The organism is Reinekea marina (assembly GCF_030409715.1).
Lineage (GTDB): Bacteria > Pseudomonadota > Gammaproteobacteria > Pseudomonadales > Natronospirillaceae > Reinekea > Reinekea marina.
Genome location: NZ_JAUFQI010000001.1, coordinates 3,314,777 through 3,331,090 on the forward strand (window position 1 = coordinate 3,314,777; position 16,314 = coordinate 3,331,090).

The window sequence follows — 16,314 nt, forward strand, 5'->3', positions numbered from 1 at the left end:
ACAGACTAGTTGAGAGTTGTAATTCCGCCAGTGTGAATTCATACCTCCTGTTTTAGGGCAATGGCGGTTCTTAAGCGAGTTGCGCCAAAGGCGGACATTTTTTCAAAGTCTGCTCGAGCAATGGGTACATGCTGACAATCGATAGGCAACTGCCTATCGTCATCAAGGTCAGGATCATGGACGTAAATACAGGTGTCGTCGGTGTGCGTCACGGTCACCCAGTGCGGGGCTTTTTTGCCATCCAATCGGTAGGTACTGATCAAGACTAAAACGGCGTAACCACTGGCCAATAATGTATCGACCTCCGCTTGAACAATGTCACCATAAACAATCTCAATATTATTTTCTTTGGCTTGCGCAACAAAGTGATGATGAACCGTACTCATGATGGCTTTCTTTTCGGCTGAGCGAACGCCGTCCAAAAATAAAGGCTCATGAGTATTGATAAAAACTTTAGCGCTAAACCCTCTTTTTACAGCAGAAAGGCCCAAGCCCAGAGGGTGACACCCGCCATGACCGGAGGTCATAAAAATGGTCGTTGCTTCGCGCCAAAGATCGAGCTCTAGCTCTTGCGATAAAGCGACAGACGGATCAAGACTCGACATCGCCATCATTACCGCCGCTGGACCACAACTGAAATCGGTTGTTTGCGGGTACCAGGTGGTTTTTCTCTGCAACACGGTTTCATCGACTCGGCGAATGGTTTTCTGCATTCGCAAGGCATCACTCTTATCATCATAATAATGAGAGTATTCACCAAACACTCGATATCCCCGACGCTCATAAAGTTGCCGAGCCGGTAGGTTATTTTCAGCGACTTCTAAGCGCATATACAAACGCCCAACATTCGCCGCCAAGAGCTCTAACTCAGCCAAAAGGCGGCCTGCCAACCCTTGCCCGCGCGCCTCTGGCGAAATGGCTAATGAATATAACCGAGCCAGGCGCGTGCCTCTGTTACACATCACTAGGCCATAGCCCAGCAACACACCCGGTTTGGCTTCGGCGACGAGCAATATATCCTCTTGCGATGCGATCCAACGCTGTAAGCTACGTTTACTTAAGCGATCATGATCGAAGCTGCTTTGCTCTAATGTATGTAAAGCAGCAAGGTCCTTTTTTTGCGCGCGACGAAAATTAACGGCCACGGTTTTCGAGCCGACGTTGAAACTCACCCATAATTTGCATATACAACTCATCTCCTAAATAAAGGTCTTCAACGCCGCGATCTAAGCTTGGGTTATCGTTTACTTCAATAACATAGGCTTTCCCTTTGTGTTCTTTAATATCGACGCCGTATAGGCCATTACCAATAATTGAACATGACTTTAACGCGGCATCCAAGACGATTTTAGGGACCTCAAAAGTTGGCAGGGTTTCGAAATCACCTGATACGTTACGCTTAGCGCCATGGTTATAGATCTGCCAATGGTTTCGCGCCATTTTATAACGGCAGGCAAAAATGGCACGCCCACCTAACACACCAATGCGCCAATCAAAATCGGTATATAAGTATTCCTGCGCCAACACCAGCGCACTGTCCGCTAATAACAGCTGTAGCTTTTCTCGAAGGGCGTTGCGATCGGCCACTTTGAAGACTCCACGCGAGAACGAACCCTCTGGCATTTTTAACACCACGGGGTAACTGAAATTATCCTCGATAACGTCTAACGTTGTTGCTTCTGCGTCGGTCACAACCTCAGTCTTTAAACTGGGTACCTGATGGTAGCTAAAGGCATCGTGTAAAAACACCTTGTTGCAGCAGCGCAAAATAGACTGGGAATCGTCTATAACCACTAAGCCCTGATTTTCAGCCTGAACCGCGAGCCGATAGGTATGGTGATCGATAGCGGTGGTCTCACGAATGAACAGTGCATCAAAGTGCCCAATATTTGAAATTTGCTCAATACTTAATGCTTCGGCATGAATGCCATGCTTTGCCGCGGCTCGAATCATGTGCGTAATGGCCGCTTTATCACTCGGAGGCACCGACTCTTCTGGGTTCACCAAAATTGCCATGTCCCAACGCGCTTGTTTTTTCTTGGCTTGCACTTTCCAAATCGACTCTGAAAACTCTTTAAGGTGTTCAGAAAAAACCGCCAGTTGATCGTGGGGCAAATCTGACAAGCAGAGCTGCGCCACATAAATACTTAACCGTCCAGCATTGGGCTGGAGTGTTAATTTTAGCAATGGCGTTTGCAGCTGCGCGTAAACTCGACTGACCAGTTTTTGTAATTCAGGCGAGGAAACCTTGCCGAAAAACGCATAAATAGTTTCTTGATTCGCCAATTCAGCCATCAGCTTGCTTTCTTGAGCCATGGTTAAGAACGGTTGACCCGCAGGTTGATTGCGCAAGGCGTTTAAGGTTTTGACACTCGGCACCACTTTATGACTTCGCGCTTCGGCCAGCAACGAACAATAGTAGCCTTTACTCAAGTAGGCTTGGCTATCGCATAGATTGATAATGCGTGTTTTTGGCTCATTGCGTTTTGGGTAGTCTTTTAAGTAGGTGTTAAAGTTAATAACCCCAGGCAACTCATCACCAACAGGGCTATTTTCATCAATAACGATAAGCGTTTTATACACTGAATTTCCTAGTAAAAAAGGCGGCCCAAAGGTCACCTGAATTGTTTTATTTGAGTCATCTCAATTAGCGCAGAATGCCTATGCTATATAGCGCTGTTTTAGTGTTTGAGCAACCTTTAAAGCGGTGGATTTCCAAGCTATTTTTCGGTGGCACTGAGTTTATGACGACCGTCGCATTTTACGACCCAATTATTGAGTCTTTTCGAGGCGCGCTAAAAGGCGCATTTTAGGGAACAGGCAGACCGCCTTTAGCCTTGGCTATCCTTGATCCACCCAGCCCCTAGAACGGCTATACGGTTAACTTGAATTGCTCTGACTTCAAGTAAATAGCTCTGCAAATGGCGTGTCTTGCTTACATGCTTTCCGTTATACTCCGCCCAATTCTACTTTTAGCGATTCAGCTCTATGGAAACTCAACACCCGTACGATCGCCTGACACAAGATCGGCTCATCGATTGGCTTGAAACGATAGGCTTGTATACAGACTATCGAATATACCCACTGAACAGCTATGAAAACCGTGTTTACCGTGTTGGTGTTGAAGACGACACACCGGTGGTCGTAAAAGTATACCGCCCAAATCGTTGGACACAGGCTCAAATTCAGGAGGAGCTCGATTTTACCGACCAATTGGCAGAAGCCGAGATTCCCGTGGTGCCGGCGCAAAAAATTAATGGGGCAAACCTTCATGAACAAGATGACTTTTTCTTTGCTAGCTTCCCAATGCGAGCAGGCCACGCTTTTGATCTAGACAATGCCGATCAACTCTATCGTGTTGGCCAACTGCTCGGACGGCTGCACAGTGTTGGTAAGCAAGCGTCCTTTAAGACCCGGCCCGCAATGTCATTGGTCGAGCCGATCAAAGAAGCGCGCGAGTTTTTCCAAGACAGTGACATGATGAGTGCAGACATTAAACACAATTATTTGGACTGTTTAACCGGCATTGAAGCTCAGCTACCTTTTTACCAAAACATATTTGAGCAATCTGAACAATTTCGTATTCATGGTGACTTTCATCCGGGTAATATCCTGACTCGCGATGATCAACTTCTGGTTGTCGACTTTGATGACACTGTGACCGGCCCGGCCATGCAAGACATTTGGAAATTATTGTCTGGCTCGGCACATGAACAAGCTCAACAACTGAATGAACTCGAAGAAGGCTACGAGCAGTTTTGTGATTTTCCTCGATCCGAGATTCCACTGGTTGAAGCCTTACGGACTGTTCATATGGTGAAACACGCTTTATGGATTGCCAAACGATGGCAAGACCCTGCCTTCCCGGTAGCGTTTTCCTGGTTTGGCACCGATCGTTATTGGAGTGAGCACCTTTTAGCCTTGCGCGAACAATGGGCCGAGCTCCAAGAACGCCGTGATGATTTTTAATAACCCCACCGCTTGGTGATTTAACTTGAGGTAACACATGTCAAAAATAATATTAGTGGTCATTATCATTGTTGCGTTGTTAGTTTTAATTAAACGCAACGCAAACAATAGCCAATTAGCCGAAGCAAACAAGCAAGCGGGTTTAGAGCACTTGTCCGAAAACGCTAAAAACGTAAATGTTGTCACCACCGAATCAGGGCTGCAAATAGAGGTTCTTGAAAAAGGCAACGGTACTGAACATCCGAAAGCGTCGGATCGAGTAAAGGTTCACTACCACGGCACTTTAACCGATGGCACTGTTTTTGACAGTTCTGTTGAGCGTGGCCAACCGATTAGCTTTGGTTTAAATCAGGTTATCAAAGGTTGGACAGAGGGGTTACAAACGATGGTTGTAGGAGACAAAGTTAAGCTAACTATCCCGAGTGAGCTAGGTTATGGCAACCAAGCAGCAGGGAAAATACCACCCGGTGCCGTACTCATTTTTGAAGTAGAACTGCTCGGTATTAACGAATAAGCACCCTTAAATTAGGCTGAAAAATATTAAAAAATTTCAGCCTAATTTTCGCCAGTTGCTTGACGGTCTGTAGTTTTTAGAAACCTTAAGCATTTAGTAGTGGCAAAAATAAATTCTTGGCCGATACTCAATAGTAACCTTAGTCGTATTACAAGAAGGTTATTATGAATACGTCATTACCTACCTACAGTCGCTTAGAAGATCAACTCAACTCAGCTTCTCACGCACTCGGCAGCCTACTGGCTGTAATAGGCACCGCGGTGCTTCTCGTCGTTGCTGTTAGCACATCAAATCCATGGGCTGTTGTAAGCACGATTATTTATGGCGCATCCGTCATTACCCTGTTCTCTGCATCGGCGGTATACCACTGGATAACAGAACCCACTATTCGGCGATTAATGCAACGCTTTGATCATATTGCTATTTTATATTTTATTGCAGGCACTTTTACGCCTTTTGCATTAGTCAGCTTACAGAGTGTTTGGGGCTGGAGCGTCTTTGGATTTGTTTGGTTTTGTGCGATTACCGGAACCATTGTTCATCTTACGCCGTTGCGAAAATACCACCTCTTCATGGTGTTTTTAAATTTACTGATGGGCTGGTCGGCTTTATTAATTGTAGTGCCTCTATCACAAGCCATAGAACCTATGGGCGTCGGCATGTTAGTGGCTGGCGGAATTACTTATACGCTTGGCTTGGTCTTTTATTTAAACCAGCGCCTATGGTTAAACCACTTTATATGGCATCTATTTGTTTTGCTTGGCGCTATTTTGCATTATTTCACCATCTTGTTTTACGTATTCTAACGAAAAGGTTATATGGCGCTGTATAGTTTTTCGGTGAGCTGTTTTAACAAAACAGCTTCCTCGTGACTAAACTTTATCTTACAACTCAATGCTTCAGGAACACTGGCCGCTTTAGATTGTAATAACCGCCCCGCTTCAGTCACTAATATAACTTTTTGACGAGAATCCACTTCGCTGGTTTGCCGCTCAATAATCTCTTTTTGCTCTAATCTTTTTAAAATAGGCGTGAGTGTGCCTGCATCTAACCGTGTTCGTTCAACCAAACGTTTTATCATAACGCCATCGTCTTCCCACAGTGCTAACATGACTAAATACTGTGGGTATGTTAAATCGAGCACCTCCAGTAAAGGACGGTACGCGCGAATGAGTGCATTCGTGGCTGAATACAAAGAGTGGCAGATTTGGTTTTCGAGTTTAAGCTGATTGTACTCAGACATAAGGCACCTCTTAAAAAAACAACTATTTTGCGCACAAACTATTGACGAGTCAATCTTTTCCATGCATTATTTTGCGCACAAACTAAATAACACTTGGAGATACAAGATGAACGCTATTCTAACCATTATCGCAATTTTTATCATTTTCAATATTGGCCGCATTGTTTACCAAAACAACCAAACACCTGAATTAGGCGTTAATAATGGCCAACTTAGCCCAATCAGCAAAAAGCCGAACAACGTTTCAAGCCAAACTGACATTCCAGAGAAGTATGTCGCGCCGTTGGCCATGAAAGGAACGCTGGAAGAAACCATGCAATCACTTAAAACAGCTTGTGCGGAATATGGCAACGCTTCCATCATTGAACAAACTGACAACTACTTGTATGTCATCTTTACGACCGCGCTCATGAAATACAAAGACGATGTCGAGTTTTACATTGATCAAGAGAACAAAGAAGTGCATTTCCGCTCTGCTAGCCGCGCCGGTTATTCCGATATGGGCTTAAACCGAGAACGCTACAATAAAATTGCCGAACTTTATCAAGCAAACTGAGTCTAATGGTCACCACCACTGGTCACCGATTAAAAAGGAAACACTGTGAAAAAATTTGATCTTATCGTTATAGGTTCTGGCGCGGCAGGCCTAACCAGCGCATTTACAGCGCTTGGCTTTGGTAAAAAAGTACTTATTATTGAAAAAGACAAGCCCGGTGGTGAGTGTACTTGGTCGGGCTGTGTACCGAGCAAAGGTTTAATCAACCAAGCTAAAGATATTCATATCGCTAAAAAATACGCTGATATCAACATCAACAGCGCCGAGATTTTAGAAAAAGTCCGCGCCACGAGCGAAAAAATCTATACCCACGAAACGCCTGAGGTATTAGAAAAGGCCGGTGCTGTATTTGTGCAGGGATCGGCTAAATTTGTATCGCCGAAGGTTATTGATGTGAACGGTGAGCAATATCAGGCTAAAAAAGTCATGATCGCCACCGGCTCTAGCCCAATGGTTCCGCCTATTCCTGGTTTGGCCGATGTGCCTTACTTAACCAATGAGAATTTTTTCCAACAAACCAGTTTGCCGAAATCGGTGATTGTTTTAGGTGCCGGTGCAATTGGTATGGAACTCTCTCAGTCGATGAATCGCTTAGGGGTTGCTGTACAGGTAGTAGAGATGATGCCTGAAGTCATGTTCCGTGAAGAACCTGAGTTCTCAGAAATTATTCGCAACAAACTCGAGCAAGAAGGCGTTGAATTTGCACTTGGCCATAAAGCAGTAAAAGTTGAAAAAACCGCGCAAGGCATTCGTTTAACCACCGACAACAACGGTGAATCTTCACACTTTGAAGCAGAAACCATTTTAGTTGCACTGGGTCGTTCACCTAACGTAAAAGGCATGGATCTAGATAAAGCCGGTATTGAAGTAGAGCGTGGCGTGGTAGTTGATGAACATTTACAAACCACGGCCAAAGGTGTGTATGCCTGCGGAGATGTAGCAGGGCCATACTTGCTGTCTCACATGGCCAACTACCAAGGCAAGCTTGCGACCATGAACGCCATTTTGCCAGTGATTAACCGCAAGGTGAATTACCAGCATGTAGCCTGGACCACCTTTACAGACCCAGAGTTTGCTCGCGCTGGCTTAACCGAAGCCGAAGCCCGTGAACAACACGGCGACAGCATTCGCGTGTACCACTACGATTTTGAAAAGCTCGATCGCGCGATCACCAAGGCCGGTGACTTCGGTAAGATTAAGCTAATTGTTAATCGCAAAGGCAAAGTACTGGGCGCGCACATTATTGCAGACCGTGCAGGTGAGTTAATTGCCGAAGTGCAAGTGATGAAAACGCTGGGGCTAAACTTTGGTAAATTACAAAGTGTGATTCACCCCTACCCAACTTACTCTGATTCTCTAAGGCAAATTGCACAGCAAGTTTACCTAGATAACATTTTGCACCACCCTGTGGTTAAATTGTTTCGTAAGTCTTAACAGTACCTTTCGTTATTATTTTTTATAAAAACGAACACTCAATAAAAAAGCGCATCTAAGATGCGCTTTTTTTGAATCCTAGCTAAGCGTTACTCTTACTCATCATCTAAATCATCATCTTCGTCTTCATCTAGCTCGCCGTCGTCGTCTAAATCTTCACCATATTCGGCTGACTCTTCCATGTTGTCTAACACAACATTGGCTATTTCACTGCCGGCTTCGATGGTAACGCTGTTGCCATCGAACACGCTTAAATCGATGTTGGCATTGCTGTTAGTTTCTGTATTTGAAAAATCAAACCAAGCATCCGTTCTAAATGCCACAATGACATCATTTAAACCGGCACCGTCGACCATAAACCCTTTTGAAGCTTCGCCTTCACCGCTGAATTCAAATTCAATATCTTCATCGGTGGAAAAAGTAAAGGCTACACCTTCTGTGGCATTTGCTTTTAAATAGGTGCCTGAAAAGTGAATGGTTTTTCCGGTTAAAATTGCTTTCGTTGTGTCGTCTAACCCCACCAACGAATCAACATCGGCTTCTTTTAGAGGCTCAAGCTCAAACTCGATGTCTGTGTAATTGCCGGCTTTAATGTCAACTTGTGGCAACTCTGGGTAAGTGGTGTTGGTAGCGAGGTCGACCACAAAAGGGCCTACAAATTCAACTTCTTCTTCAGATTCAACCTCGACTTCATTATCCGCGTAGTCGTCTTCGTGCTCTAACTCAATCTCATCCACTACAACCCAAGCGCTGTCTAGGGTTAAGGTACCCAACGTAGCGCCCGAGGCATTAATAACGCTAATGTCTACGCTCGTGCTGGTGTTTCGAGCCACCGTGCGAACGGCCTGTTTTGGTGCGGTATTCGCTTTTGCTTGAATATCGAGTGTAACAGCGCCCTTGCTGCCATCGCTTGGGTTGCAGCCTACGAGAGCGATAGATGTGAATAAGATGCTTGGAAGTAACTTGTTCATAGTGTTTATTCTCATTGGGTGAATGTGTAAACACAGCTTAACCCGCTTGCGCACCCTACAATGTTCTAGAAACGTTCTAAGTTTGTAGTCTTGCTGTAATTAAAGGCCGTAGTCGATTAAAGTAGGCGAATGAGAATCATAGAGACAAATGATGAAAAACCTGTTTACGCAAATATACATACGCATGGCGATTGGCTTTATTGCGACAACGCTCCTAATTCTAGCGCTTCTAACAGTATTAGTAGATCGACGCTACGAATCGTTTGTTGAAAAAAGCGCAATTCCGGCAGGTAATTTAGTGTCAACCGGTTGGCTCGCCGCCTCTGGTGATGAACAAACAGCTTGGCTAGATTTAGTATCCAGCTTGACCAATACTACTTGGCAGCTCAATGAAATGAGTCTAAGTAGCCCGATAGAGATCATCCATTCTTCTTGGATTCAGCAAAGTGCCGAAGTAAATATCCGATTAACCAATCAATTGGCCGTTTGCGTTAAGGTGTCTAATTGGCGTGACTGGTACATTGGAATTGGTTGGCTAATTTTAAACGACATTTCGCTGCAGCCGAGTGATAAGCGTCAAGCTTACTTTGAACAATTACAGCTAGAGATGCCTTGGCAACTCGAAAGAGTAGACCGTGAAGAAGAATCATTGTCTAAACTTTCACTACGACAGCTGAAATCTGGCCAAGCGGTTTTTTTACCGGCGCAAGACCAGCAGTCAGATTGGCTTTACTTACCCGGCGGTGCAGAACAAGTCATTAAAATTGGTCCGATAGCTCGATTCGAAACATTCAGCGTTTTACAGTGGTTTGGCGTATTAACTTTGGCGTTGTCTATATTAGCCATTGCTTTAACCCTCATTACTCGCCCCATTTATAATCGTATAGAAGACATTCGTCGGGGTTTGGCTGACTTTACTCAAAACAAAGGTTACTTAAGCCTACCCACTGATTATTCCGACAACTTAGGATTAATGGCTAAACACATTGAAGATTTATCTAACGATCTCATTAAACAAGCCGAACAGAATAAGCAATTAAATATGGCTGTTTCACACGATTTGAAAACGCCAATCGCGAGACTTAAATTTGCGCTAGAAATGGCAAAGGAAAGCCAAAGTTTGGACCATCTTGAAACAATGGATCGAGATATTCAATTGCTCACCAATCTTATAAATGAGCTATTACTCTATCACCAATTAAATTCAACGAAACACTCAGAATTAGAGCCGTTTGATATTGCACATTCACTTTATAAACAGGTTCGAGAAACCGTCCCATCAAATTTTGAGCTTAAGCTGCAAGTGAGCCACACAAAAATGATGGTGCCGATAGACTCCAGCCATTGGCGACGCTTGTCACAAAACTTAATTGATAATGCGATGCAATATGGACAAAAAAGACTGTCCATTCACTTGAAAGCGCACAAACACTGCATTGAATTTAAAGTTCAAGACGATGGACCCGGATTAACACCACGCGATTTTGAAAGCTTTTTAATGCCGTTCCAACGTAAAGATCAAAGCCGAGGCACACAAAACTTGAATCACGGATTAGGGTTAAGTTTAGTGCAAGCGGTTACAGCACACTACGATGGTCAATTATCTCTAGAACCATCTGCGCTCGGAGGCTGTTGTATTTCTGTCACGTTACCACTTTGGCCAAAAACTCAAACAGGGTTAACGATTGAGGATTCTTCTTCGCCTTTATTCAATGAAAAGAGGGTATTGCTATGAAACGATTGTGCGTAACAATTCTATTGTTGCTCCCTAACATAGCCCTAACCGATGACTGGGGTAGTTGGGATGATTTACCTGACAACTTGCTTCAAGAGACCGATACATTAAAGCTGATGAATGAATTGGATCGATTATTCTCTAGTGGCTCTGAAACCGTAGATGAAGAGCTAGACACTTGGTTGAATCAGCTCAACTTACGCCTTAATATTTCCGAAGAAGATTTAGAAGCATTATTGGAAGAGTTAGGCGAAAGTGAAGCTGAGCGCCTTGAGGATTGGCTAGAAGACCAGCTCGAGCTACAAGAAGATGCCTTGGAGTTTAAAGAAGAAGATGATGATGACGATGATTTTGACGACGAAGATGATGTTGAAATAGAAGAGGAAGAGGAAGAAGAGGAAGAAGAGGAAGAAGAGGACGACGATGAAGAAGATGACGAGGACGTTGAGTGATTCTTTTTAGAGTTTTATCCATTGGAAGCGTAATGGCTGCCATGGCAACAACAACGTTGGCTTCTGATTGTAAATGGGAAGAGACATTAACCGAAATCATTGAGCATCAAGATCAAAATAGCCCGTACACTACATTAGTTGAACTCAATGCATTAATGTCAAAATGCCCGAGCACCCCAAGGCTGTACCTTGAAAAAGGTACAATGCTCTACAAATTACAACGATATAATGACGCGGTTGATCAATGGCAATACGCGCTCGATACATATGAATTGCCCGAAAATGTAGCCTTAAAAGTAAAGTTAAAAATACTCGACGCACAAAAAAAACAAAAGAACCAACTACGTCATTTATTATTAGCGCGAGTATCGTTTCAATCACAATCTAATGAAGAACAGCAGTACGGAATTCTTTCCTTGCAAGGTAAATCTACGTTTAGCTTTCCGGCTTGGGAATTATTTAAACAACCGGCTTATATCGAAACCTATACTGGCTACGGTGGGTTAATGAAACAGCCCCTAGTACAAACACCAGACTCTACCTCAAATACATTATTAATGTTCCAAGTGGGCAGTGCTATCAATTGGCAAAACCTTAGGCTACCCGTTTCGCTTGGGTTAAATTACATTAGTAAAGAACTCAGCTTTAACCTGTCTACTTCACCTCGGTTCAAATGGAAAAGCATAGAAGCCTCTACAGGTTTCGATTACGAATTAAGCGAAGGCACTTTAGAATTGGAACCTAAAGTTCGCTGGAAAGGGTCTGAACTGTCAATCGATGTCAGTGCAACGCATCAAAAACTATGGCAAACATTGAATGTAGAAGCCAGCGTGGGCAAAAAGTGGAATGTTGAGGTTGCTGGTGAGTACGACCTTATCGACGCCGAGCATGAGCTGAGTATCGCTTTAGCGAATCGAATTACTTCAAATTTAAAGCTTTCTGTTAGTGCTAATGCTGTGATGTCTGAACCCAGCTATTGGGAAACCAAAGCTGGCCTTCTTTGGAAAATATATTAATCATGCAAACCGATTTTGAATACGCAACTATTAGCTTAGTAGAGGATGATGCTGGATTAGCCGAGTTAACGGCCACCTATTTAGAAAGCCACGGTTATTCAGTTGACATTATTGTTAACGGCCTTGATGCGGTAAAACGCATTCCTGAAACAAACCCAGATTTAGTCATCTTAGATATAATGCTGCCAGGCTTAGATGGCATGGCTGTTTGTCAAAAACTCAGGCAATCTTTCTATGGACCTATACTTTTTTTAACAGCACGAGGCGATTCTATCGACGAGATATTGGGGTTAGAGATTGGAGGCGATGATTATTTAGCGAAGCCTGTTGAACCCCGCCGGTTATTGGCCCGAGTAAGAGCGATGTTACGACGGCAAACAACCGATATATCCACAACAATAGGCAATCAAAGTCAAAGTGACTTTAGGTTTGATAAAGTAAAACAAGAAGTTTACTTTCAAGACTCAAGGGTAGAGTTAACACAGCCCGAATTCCGGTTACTGCTGTGTTTAAAAGAAGCACAGGGTAAAATAGTTTCTCGTGATGACATCATGAAAACGATTCGAGGCATCGAATACGATGGTGTATCACGCACCGCCGATATTTTAGTATCAGAGGTACGAAAAAAGCTTCCACAAGGAGAATGGATAAAAACCATTCGTGGTCAGGGCTACACCTGGACAGAGTAGTGTACTTATGGGTGTTGAGTATTTCGTGCAATTTGCATCAGTGCTTTGAGATAATCGGTGTCTTTGTCGGCATCACGAACCCCTAAATAGATTTTTTTAGGTACGCCTTTCTTCCCTAACCTAACCGTCTTAATCGGCAACTTAGATTGGTATTCTTGAGCAAGCCACTTAGGCAACGCAGCCACCCCACGTTTACTTGCCACCATCTGCAACATAATGTCTGTGGTTTCAATGGTTTTATGTTGCTTTGGTGTGATGCCCGCAGGCGACAAAAAATGCGTAAAAATATCCAGCCGATCTCGCGCAACAGGATAAGTAATCAGCACTTCTTCCATTAAATCGCTGGGCACTGCAGAAGCTTGCTTGGCCAGCTTATGTGCATTATGCACAACGAGCACTTGCTCATATTCAAAAACTGGCTCGAAACTAGAACCGGGCTTAATGATTGGGTCTGGCGTGACCAATAGATCTATTTCATGACCATACAACGCGCCCATGCCACCAAATTGAAACTTTTGCTTCACATCGATATCGACATTGGGCCATTGCTCTAAAAATGGCGACACCACCTTGAGTAACCATTGGTAACAGGGGTGGCATTCCATGCCAATGCGTAATTCGCCTCGGTGACCTTGTGCGAATTGCTTTAGCTGCACCTCGGCATGTTCTAATTGCGGCAAAATTCGGTTGGCCACGTTTAGTAAATAATGCCCAGACTGGGTGAGTTGCAGTGTGCGCCCTTCTCTCAGCCAGATGGCCGTGCCTAACTTTTGCTCTAATTTCCTCATAGTATGGCTAAGCGCCGACTGAGTTAAACATAAGCTCTGCGCGGCGGCGGTTAAGGTACCTAAGCGCTCGGTTTCTCTTATTATCGAAAAGTGAATTCTTTCCAGCACATAACAACCATGAATATAATTAATGAGTTGGTGAATATATACCATTATACGTCATGAATAAATATCCTTAACCTAGCGCCACTGACTCATTGTTACAAAGGATTATCTCATGGCGTTAACACATAACTTAGGGTTCCCAAGAATTGGAGCGAACCGAGAATTAAAATTTGCACTCGAATCTTTCTGGCAGGGCAAAAGTACAGAGGCCGACTTACATGCCACCGCACAAGCCATTCGATCAAAAAACTGGCAAGTACAAGCTTCGCTCGATTTTACACCTGTGGGTGATTTTTCATTTTACGATCACGTACTCGATACCAGTTTTATGTTGGGTCACTTACCTGAGCGCGCTAAAAACATAGATGGCAATCGATTAGATCAATATTTTAGCGTGGCCCGAGGGCGTTCTGCTCGTAACCAAAACACAAATGCCTGCCCTCACATACATGCCGGTGAAATGACAAAATGGTTTGATACAAATTACCATTACATTGTGCCAGAGCTCACTCAAGGCTCCGAGTTTAAGCTCAATGCAACCGCATTGTTGAGTCAAATAAAAGAAGCGCAACAATTTGGCCGTGCCATAAAACCCGTGATCATTGGTCCGGCAACTTATTTATGGTTAAGCAAACCAAAAGACAAAAGCCATCCTCTGGAATTTGCTCAGCAATTAGTAGAGCAATACATTGATTTACTCACATTACTGAGCGAGCACCAAGTGGAATGGGTGCAAATAGATGAACCCATTTTAGTAACTGAGCTCGAAAAACCTTGGTTAGATACCATTGATGCATTGTACAAGGCGCTTTCTGACACCCCAATTAAACTATTACTGACTACCTATTTTGGCAGCTTAGGTGAAAACCTGCACTTCACCAGCCAATTACCCGTAGCGGGCTTTCACTTAGACGCCATCAATGCTCAGCACGAAGTAGAGTTTTTAACGAACCAATTAACGGACAACCAAATACTTTCTTTAGGCGTCATAAACGGTCGTAACGTATGGGTTAGCGACTTAAACGCCACACTAAACTGGCTAGAACCAATTTCAAACAAGCTCAAACATCGACTTTGGTTAGCGCCATCCTGTTCTTTGATTCATGTACCGGTGGATTTAAATAGCGAAGATAAACTGGATGATGAAATTAAGTCTTGGCTTTCATTTGCGCATCAAAAGCTTCAAGAGTTGGCGATTTTGAAACAGGCACTTAACCACGGTCGTCACACGGTAGAATCGGAACTGGATCAAAATAGCAAAGCTCTAGAAAGCCGTGCAAGTTCAGCGCGAATACATAATCCAATTGTGCAAAACGCATTGAGCGCAATAACCAAAACCGACGAAGCTCGTGATAGCGGCTACGAAACGCGTGCAGCAATACAATCAAAGCAATTTCATTTACCGCTGTACCCAACTACGACAATTGGTTCGTTCCCGCAAACTGAGGACATTCGTAAAATACGCCAACAATTCAAACGAGGCGATATACGATTCAGTGACTATCAACATAAAATCCGTGAAGCCATCAATGAATGCGTTTCCATTCAAGAAGCCATTGGCTTAGATGTTTTGGTTCATGGTGAAGCAGAGCGCAATGATATGGTTGAATACTTTGGTGAGCAGCTTCAAGGATATACGTTTAGCCAATTTGGCTGGGTACAATCTTATGGATCTCGTTGTGTAAAACCCCCTATTTTATTCGGAGACATAAGCCGCCCGTTCCCGATGACGGTCAGTTGGACAAAGTATGCTCAGGCACAAACAAGCAAACCCATGAAAGGAATGCTTACTGGCCCTGTCACTCTCCTAAACTGGTCATTTGTGCGCGATGACCAACCAAGATCCGTTACGGCACTGCAGCTTGCACTAGCCATAAAATCTGAAGTACTGGATCTTGAAAAAGCCGGCATCAACATAATTCAAATAGATGAAGCCGCATTGCGTGAAGGGCTACCGTTGAAAAAATCAGAGTGGCAGGCTTACTTAGATTGGGCGATTAAAGCATTCAAAGTCACCGCCAATGGCGTAAAAGATAGCACCCAGATTCATACGCACATGTGCTACTCGGAGTTCAACGACATTATTGAAGCCATTGCCGATATGGACGCCGATGTTATCACCATAGAAACCTCCCGTTCAGACATGGAACTATTGGATGTTTTCCAACATTTTAATTACCCGAACCAAATAGGCCCCGGTGTTTACGACATCCACTCGCCTAATTTACCCACCAAGGAGAGCATTGTTGCCTTAATGCGAAAAGCCGCGGAGCGCATACCCAAAGAGCGATTATGGGTAAACCCAGATTGTGGTTTAAAAACTCGACAATGGTCTGAGGTAACACCCGCACTTGAAAACATGGTGGCCGCCGCCAAAGAATTGCGCGCAGAAGGTTCACCCAGCCATGCGTTAAAGACACCTGAAAAGGCACTCGCTTAGCCAGGTAAAAAAGCAGGTAATTTTTTTAATTGTCTGCTTTGCTTAAATTAAGAATTAGACCCTTCCATTTTATTTATTGCATGCTAAGCTCTGCCTATGACTTATATTACATGCAACTATTCTATTTCTATTTGTTCACTGCGGTTCGTTAGATCCTGCAGTACTTTTCCCGTTTAAGGGCGATTAAGGGCGGACACTCTTAGTCGCCCTTAAACTCACCTGTTTAAAATTTAAAAACACCCAAAACGCCAACTAATTCGCACTAAGCGCGACCCACTCTGCCCAACTAGCGCAGTGTGTTCGTGCTGTGCGCTTAGTAGCGTTTAGGCTTTCTCAAAAAAACACGCTTTGCCAATACAGCATTTAAACTGCAAGCAAGGCAATAACACCCAGAACCTAATT

The 16,314-nt window shown here is 43.9% G+C and carries 18 protein-coding genes; 13 read left to right on the forward strand and 5 right to left on the reverse strand.

Annotated elements, in window-relative coordinates:
- Positions 1-38 precede the first annotated feature (38 nt).
- Together QWZ13_RS18335 and QWZ13_RS18340 are read right to left on the reverse strand one after the other, a co-directional pair.
- Positions 39-1,196, reverse strand: a complete 1,158-nt coding sequence (locus tag QWZ13_RS18335) for a GNAT family N-acetyltransferase/peptidase C39 family protein (RefSeq protein ID WP_290283065.1) — start codon at positions 1,194-1,196, stop codon at positions 39-41.
- Positions 1,135-2,583, reverse strand: a complete 1,449-nt coding sequence (locus tag QWZ13_RS18340) for a RimK family ATP-grasp domain-containing protein (RefSeq protein ID WP_216000192.1) — start codon at positions 2,581-2,583, stop codon at positions 1,135-1,137. The genes QWZ13_RS18335 and QWZ13_RS18340 overlap by 62 nt, the downstream gene beginning before the upstream one ends.
- Positions 2,584-2,657: 74 nt before the next feature.
- Here QWZ13_RS18340 and QWZ13_RS18345 point away from each other — a divergent pair, with 74 nt between their 5' ends.
- The 5 genes from QWZ13_RS18345 (at position 2,658) to trhA (ending at position 5,289) form a co-directional block, all read left to right on the forward strand.
- Positions 2,658-2,813: a hypothetical protein gene (locus QWZ13_RS18345; protein ID WP_290283066.1), complete on the forward strand. Its 156-nt coding sequence runs from the start codon at positions 2,658-2,660 to the stop codon at positions 2,811-2,813.
- A gap of 108 nt (positions 2,814-2,921) precedes the next feature.
- Positions 2,922-3,047 (forward strand): hypothetical protein, encoded by a 126-nt coding sequence (locus tag QWZ13_RS18350; protein WP_290283067.1) that lies wholly within the window; start codon positions 2,922-2,924, stop codon positions 3,045-3,047.
- A complete protein-coding gene (locus tag QWZ13_RS18355; protein ID WP_290283068.1) occupies positions 2,989-3,969 on the forward strand; it encodes a serine/threonine protein kinase in 981 nt (326 codons plus the stop codon). The genes QWZ13_RS18350 and QWZ13_RS18355 overlap by 59 nt, the downstream gene beginning before the upstream one ends.
- Positions 3,970-4,006: 37 nt before the next feature.
- Complete coding sequence (bamJ, locus tag QWZ13_RS18360; protein WP_216000194.1) at positions 4,007-4,483, forward strand: BamJ family beta-barrel-assembly machinery protein; 477 nt, start codon at positions 4,007-4,009, stop codon at positions 4,481-4,483.
- Positions 4,484-4,647: 164 nt separating this feature from the next.
- On the forward strand, positions 4,648-5,289 hold the full coding sequence (trhA, locus tag QWZ13_RS18365; protein ID WP_216000195.1) for a PAQR family membrane homeostasis protein TrhA: 642 nt from the start codon (positions 4,648-4,650) through the stop codon (positions 5,287-5,289).
- An 8-nt stretch (positions 5,290-5,297) separates the two neighbouring features.
- On the opposite strand, the gene QWZ13_RS18370 is transcribed toward trhA, so the two are convergent.
- Positions 5,298-5,726 (reverse strand): MarR family winged helix-turn-helix transcriptional regulator, encoded by a 429-nt coding sequence (locus QWZ13_RS18370; protein WP_290283069.1) that lies wholly within the window; start codon positions 5,724-5,726, stop codon positions 5,298-5,300.
- Between the two features lie 106 nt (positions 5,727-5,832).
- Here QWZ13_RS18370 and QWZ13_RS18375 point away from each other — a divergent pair, with 106 nt between their 5' ends.
- On the forward strand, positions 5,833-6,282 hold the full coding sequence (locus QWZ13_RS18375) for a DUF1499 domain-containing protein (RefSeq protein ID WP_290283071.1): 450 nt from the start codon (positions 5,833-5,835) through the stop codon (positions 6,280-6,282).
- A gap of 45 nt (positions 6,283-6,327) precedes the next feature.
- The gene (locus QWZ13_RS18380; protein WP_290283073.1) at positions 6,328-7,716 is read left to right on the forward strand and encodes a dihydrolipoyl dehydrogenase family protein; all 1,389 of its coding nucleotides are present in this window, start codon (positions 6,328-6,330) and stop codon (positions 7,714-7,716) included.
- A 95-nt stretch (positions 7,717-7,811) separates the two neighbouring features.
- On the opposite strand, the gene QWZ13_RS18385 is transcribed toward QWZ13_RS18380, so the two are convergent.
- The gene (locus QWZ13_RS18385; RefSeq protein WP_290283074.1) at positions 7,812-8,687 is read right to left on the reverse strand and encodes a hypothetical protein; all 876 of its coding nucleotides are present in this window, start codon (positions 8,685-8,687) and stop codon (positions 7,812-7,814) included.
- A gap of 148 nt (positions 8,688-8,835) precedes the next feature.
- Between QWZ13_RS18385 and QWZ13_RS18390 the strand changes: the two genes are divergently transcribed.
- Genes QWZ13_RS18390 through QWZ13_RS18405 form a run of 4 tightly spaced genes read left to right on the forward strand, consistent with a single transcriptional unit; the run spans position 8,836 to position 12,579 of the window.
- Positions 8,836-10,422, forward strand: coding sequence for a sensor histidine kinase (locus QWZ13_RS18390; RefSeq protein WP_290283076.1), 1,587 nt, complete (start codon positions 8,836-8,838; stop codon positions 10,420-10,422).
- Positions 10,419-10,874 (forward strand): hypothetical protein, encoded by a 456-nt coding sequence (locus tag QWZ13_RS18395; RefSeq protein WP_290283077.1) that lies wholly within the window; start codon positions 10,419-10,421, stop codon positions 10,872-10,874. The genes QWZ13_RS18390 and QWZ13_RS18395 overlap by 4 nt, the downstream gene beginning before the upstream one ends.
- Positions 10,871-11,890 carry a hypothetical protein gene (locus tag QWZ13_RS18400; protein ID WP_290283078.1) on the forward strand — a complete coding sequence of 340 codons (1,020 nt, stop codon included), beginning with the start codon at positions 10,871-10,873 and terminating at the stop codon, positions 11,888-11,890. The genes QWZ13_RS18395 and QWZ13_RS18400 overlap by 4 nt, the downstream gene beginning before the upstream one ends.
- On the forward strand, positions 11,851-12,579 hold the full coding sequence (locus QWZ13_RS18405) for a response regulator transcription factor (protein ID WP_290283079.1): 729 nt from the start codon (positions 11,851-11,853) through the stop codon (positions 12,577-12,579). Before QWZ13_RS18400 ends, QWZ13_RS18405 begins: the two co-directional genes overlap by 40 nt.
- 5 nt (positions 12,580-12,584) lie before the next feature.
- On the opposite strand, the gene QWZ13_RS18410 is transcribed toward QWZ13_RS18405, so the two are convergent.
- On the reverse strand, positions 12,585-13,520 hold the full coding sequence (locus QWZ13_RS18410) for a LysR substrate-binding domain-containing protein (RefSeq protein ID WP_353959000.1): 936 nt from the start codon (positions 13,518-13,520) through the stop codon (positions 12,585-12,587).
- Between the two features lie 64 nt (positions 13,521-13,584).
- Between QWZ13_RS18410 and metE the strand changes: the two genes are divergently transcribed.
- Positions 13,585-15,912, forward strand: a complete 2,328-nt coding sequence (gene metE, locus QWZ13_RS18415) for a 5-methyltetrahydropteroyltriglutamate--homocysteine S-methyltransferase (RefSeq protein WP_290283080.1) — start codon at positions 13,585-13,587, stop codon at positions 15,910-15,912.
- Positions 15,913-15,941: 29 nt separating this feature from the next.
- Positions 15,942-16,064 (forward strand): hypothetical protein, encoded by a 123-nt coding sequence (locus tag QWZ13_RS18420; RefSeq protein WP_290283081.1) that lies wholly within the window; start codon positions 15,942-15,944, stop codon positions 16,062-16,064.
- The last annotated feature ends 250 nt before the right edge of the window (positions 16,065-16,314 follow it).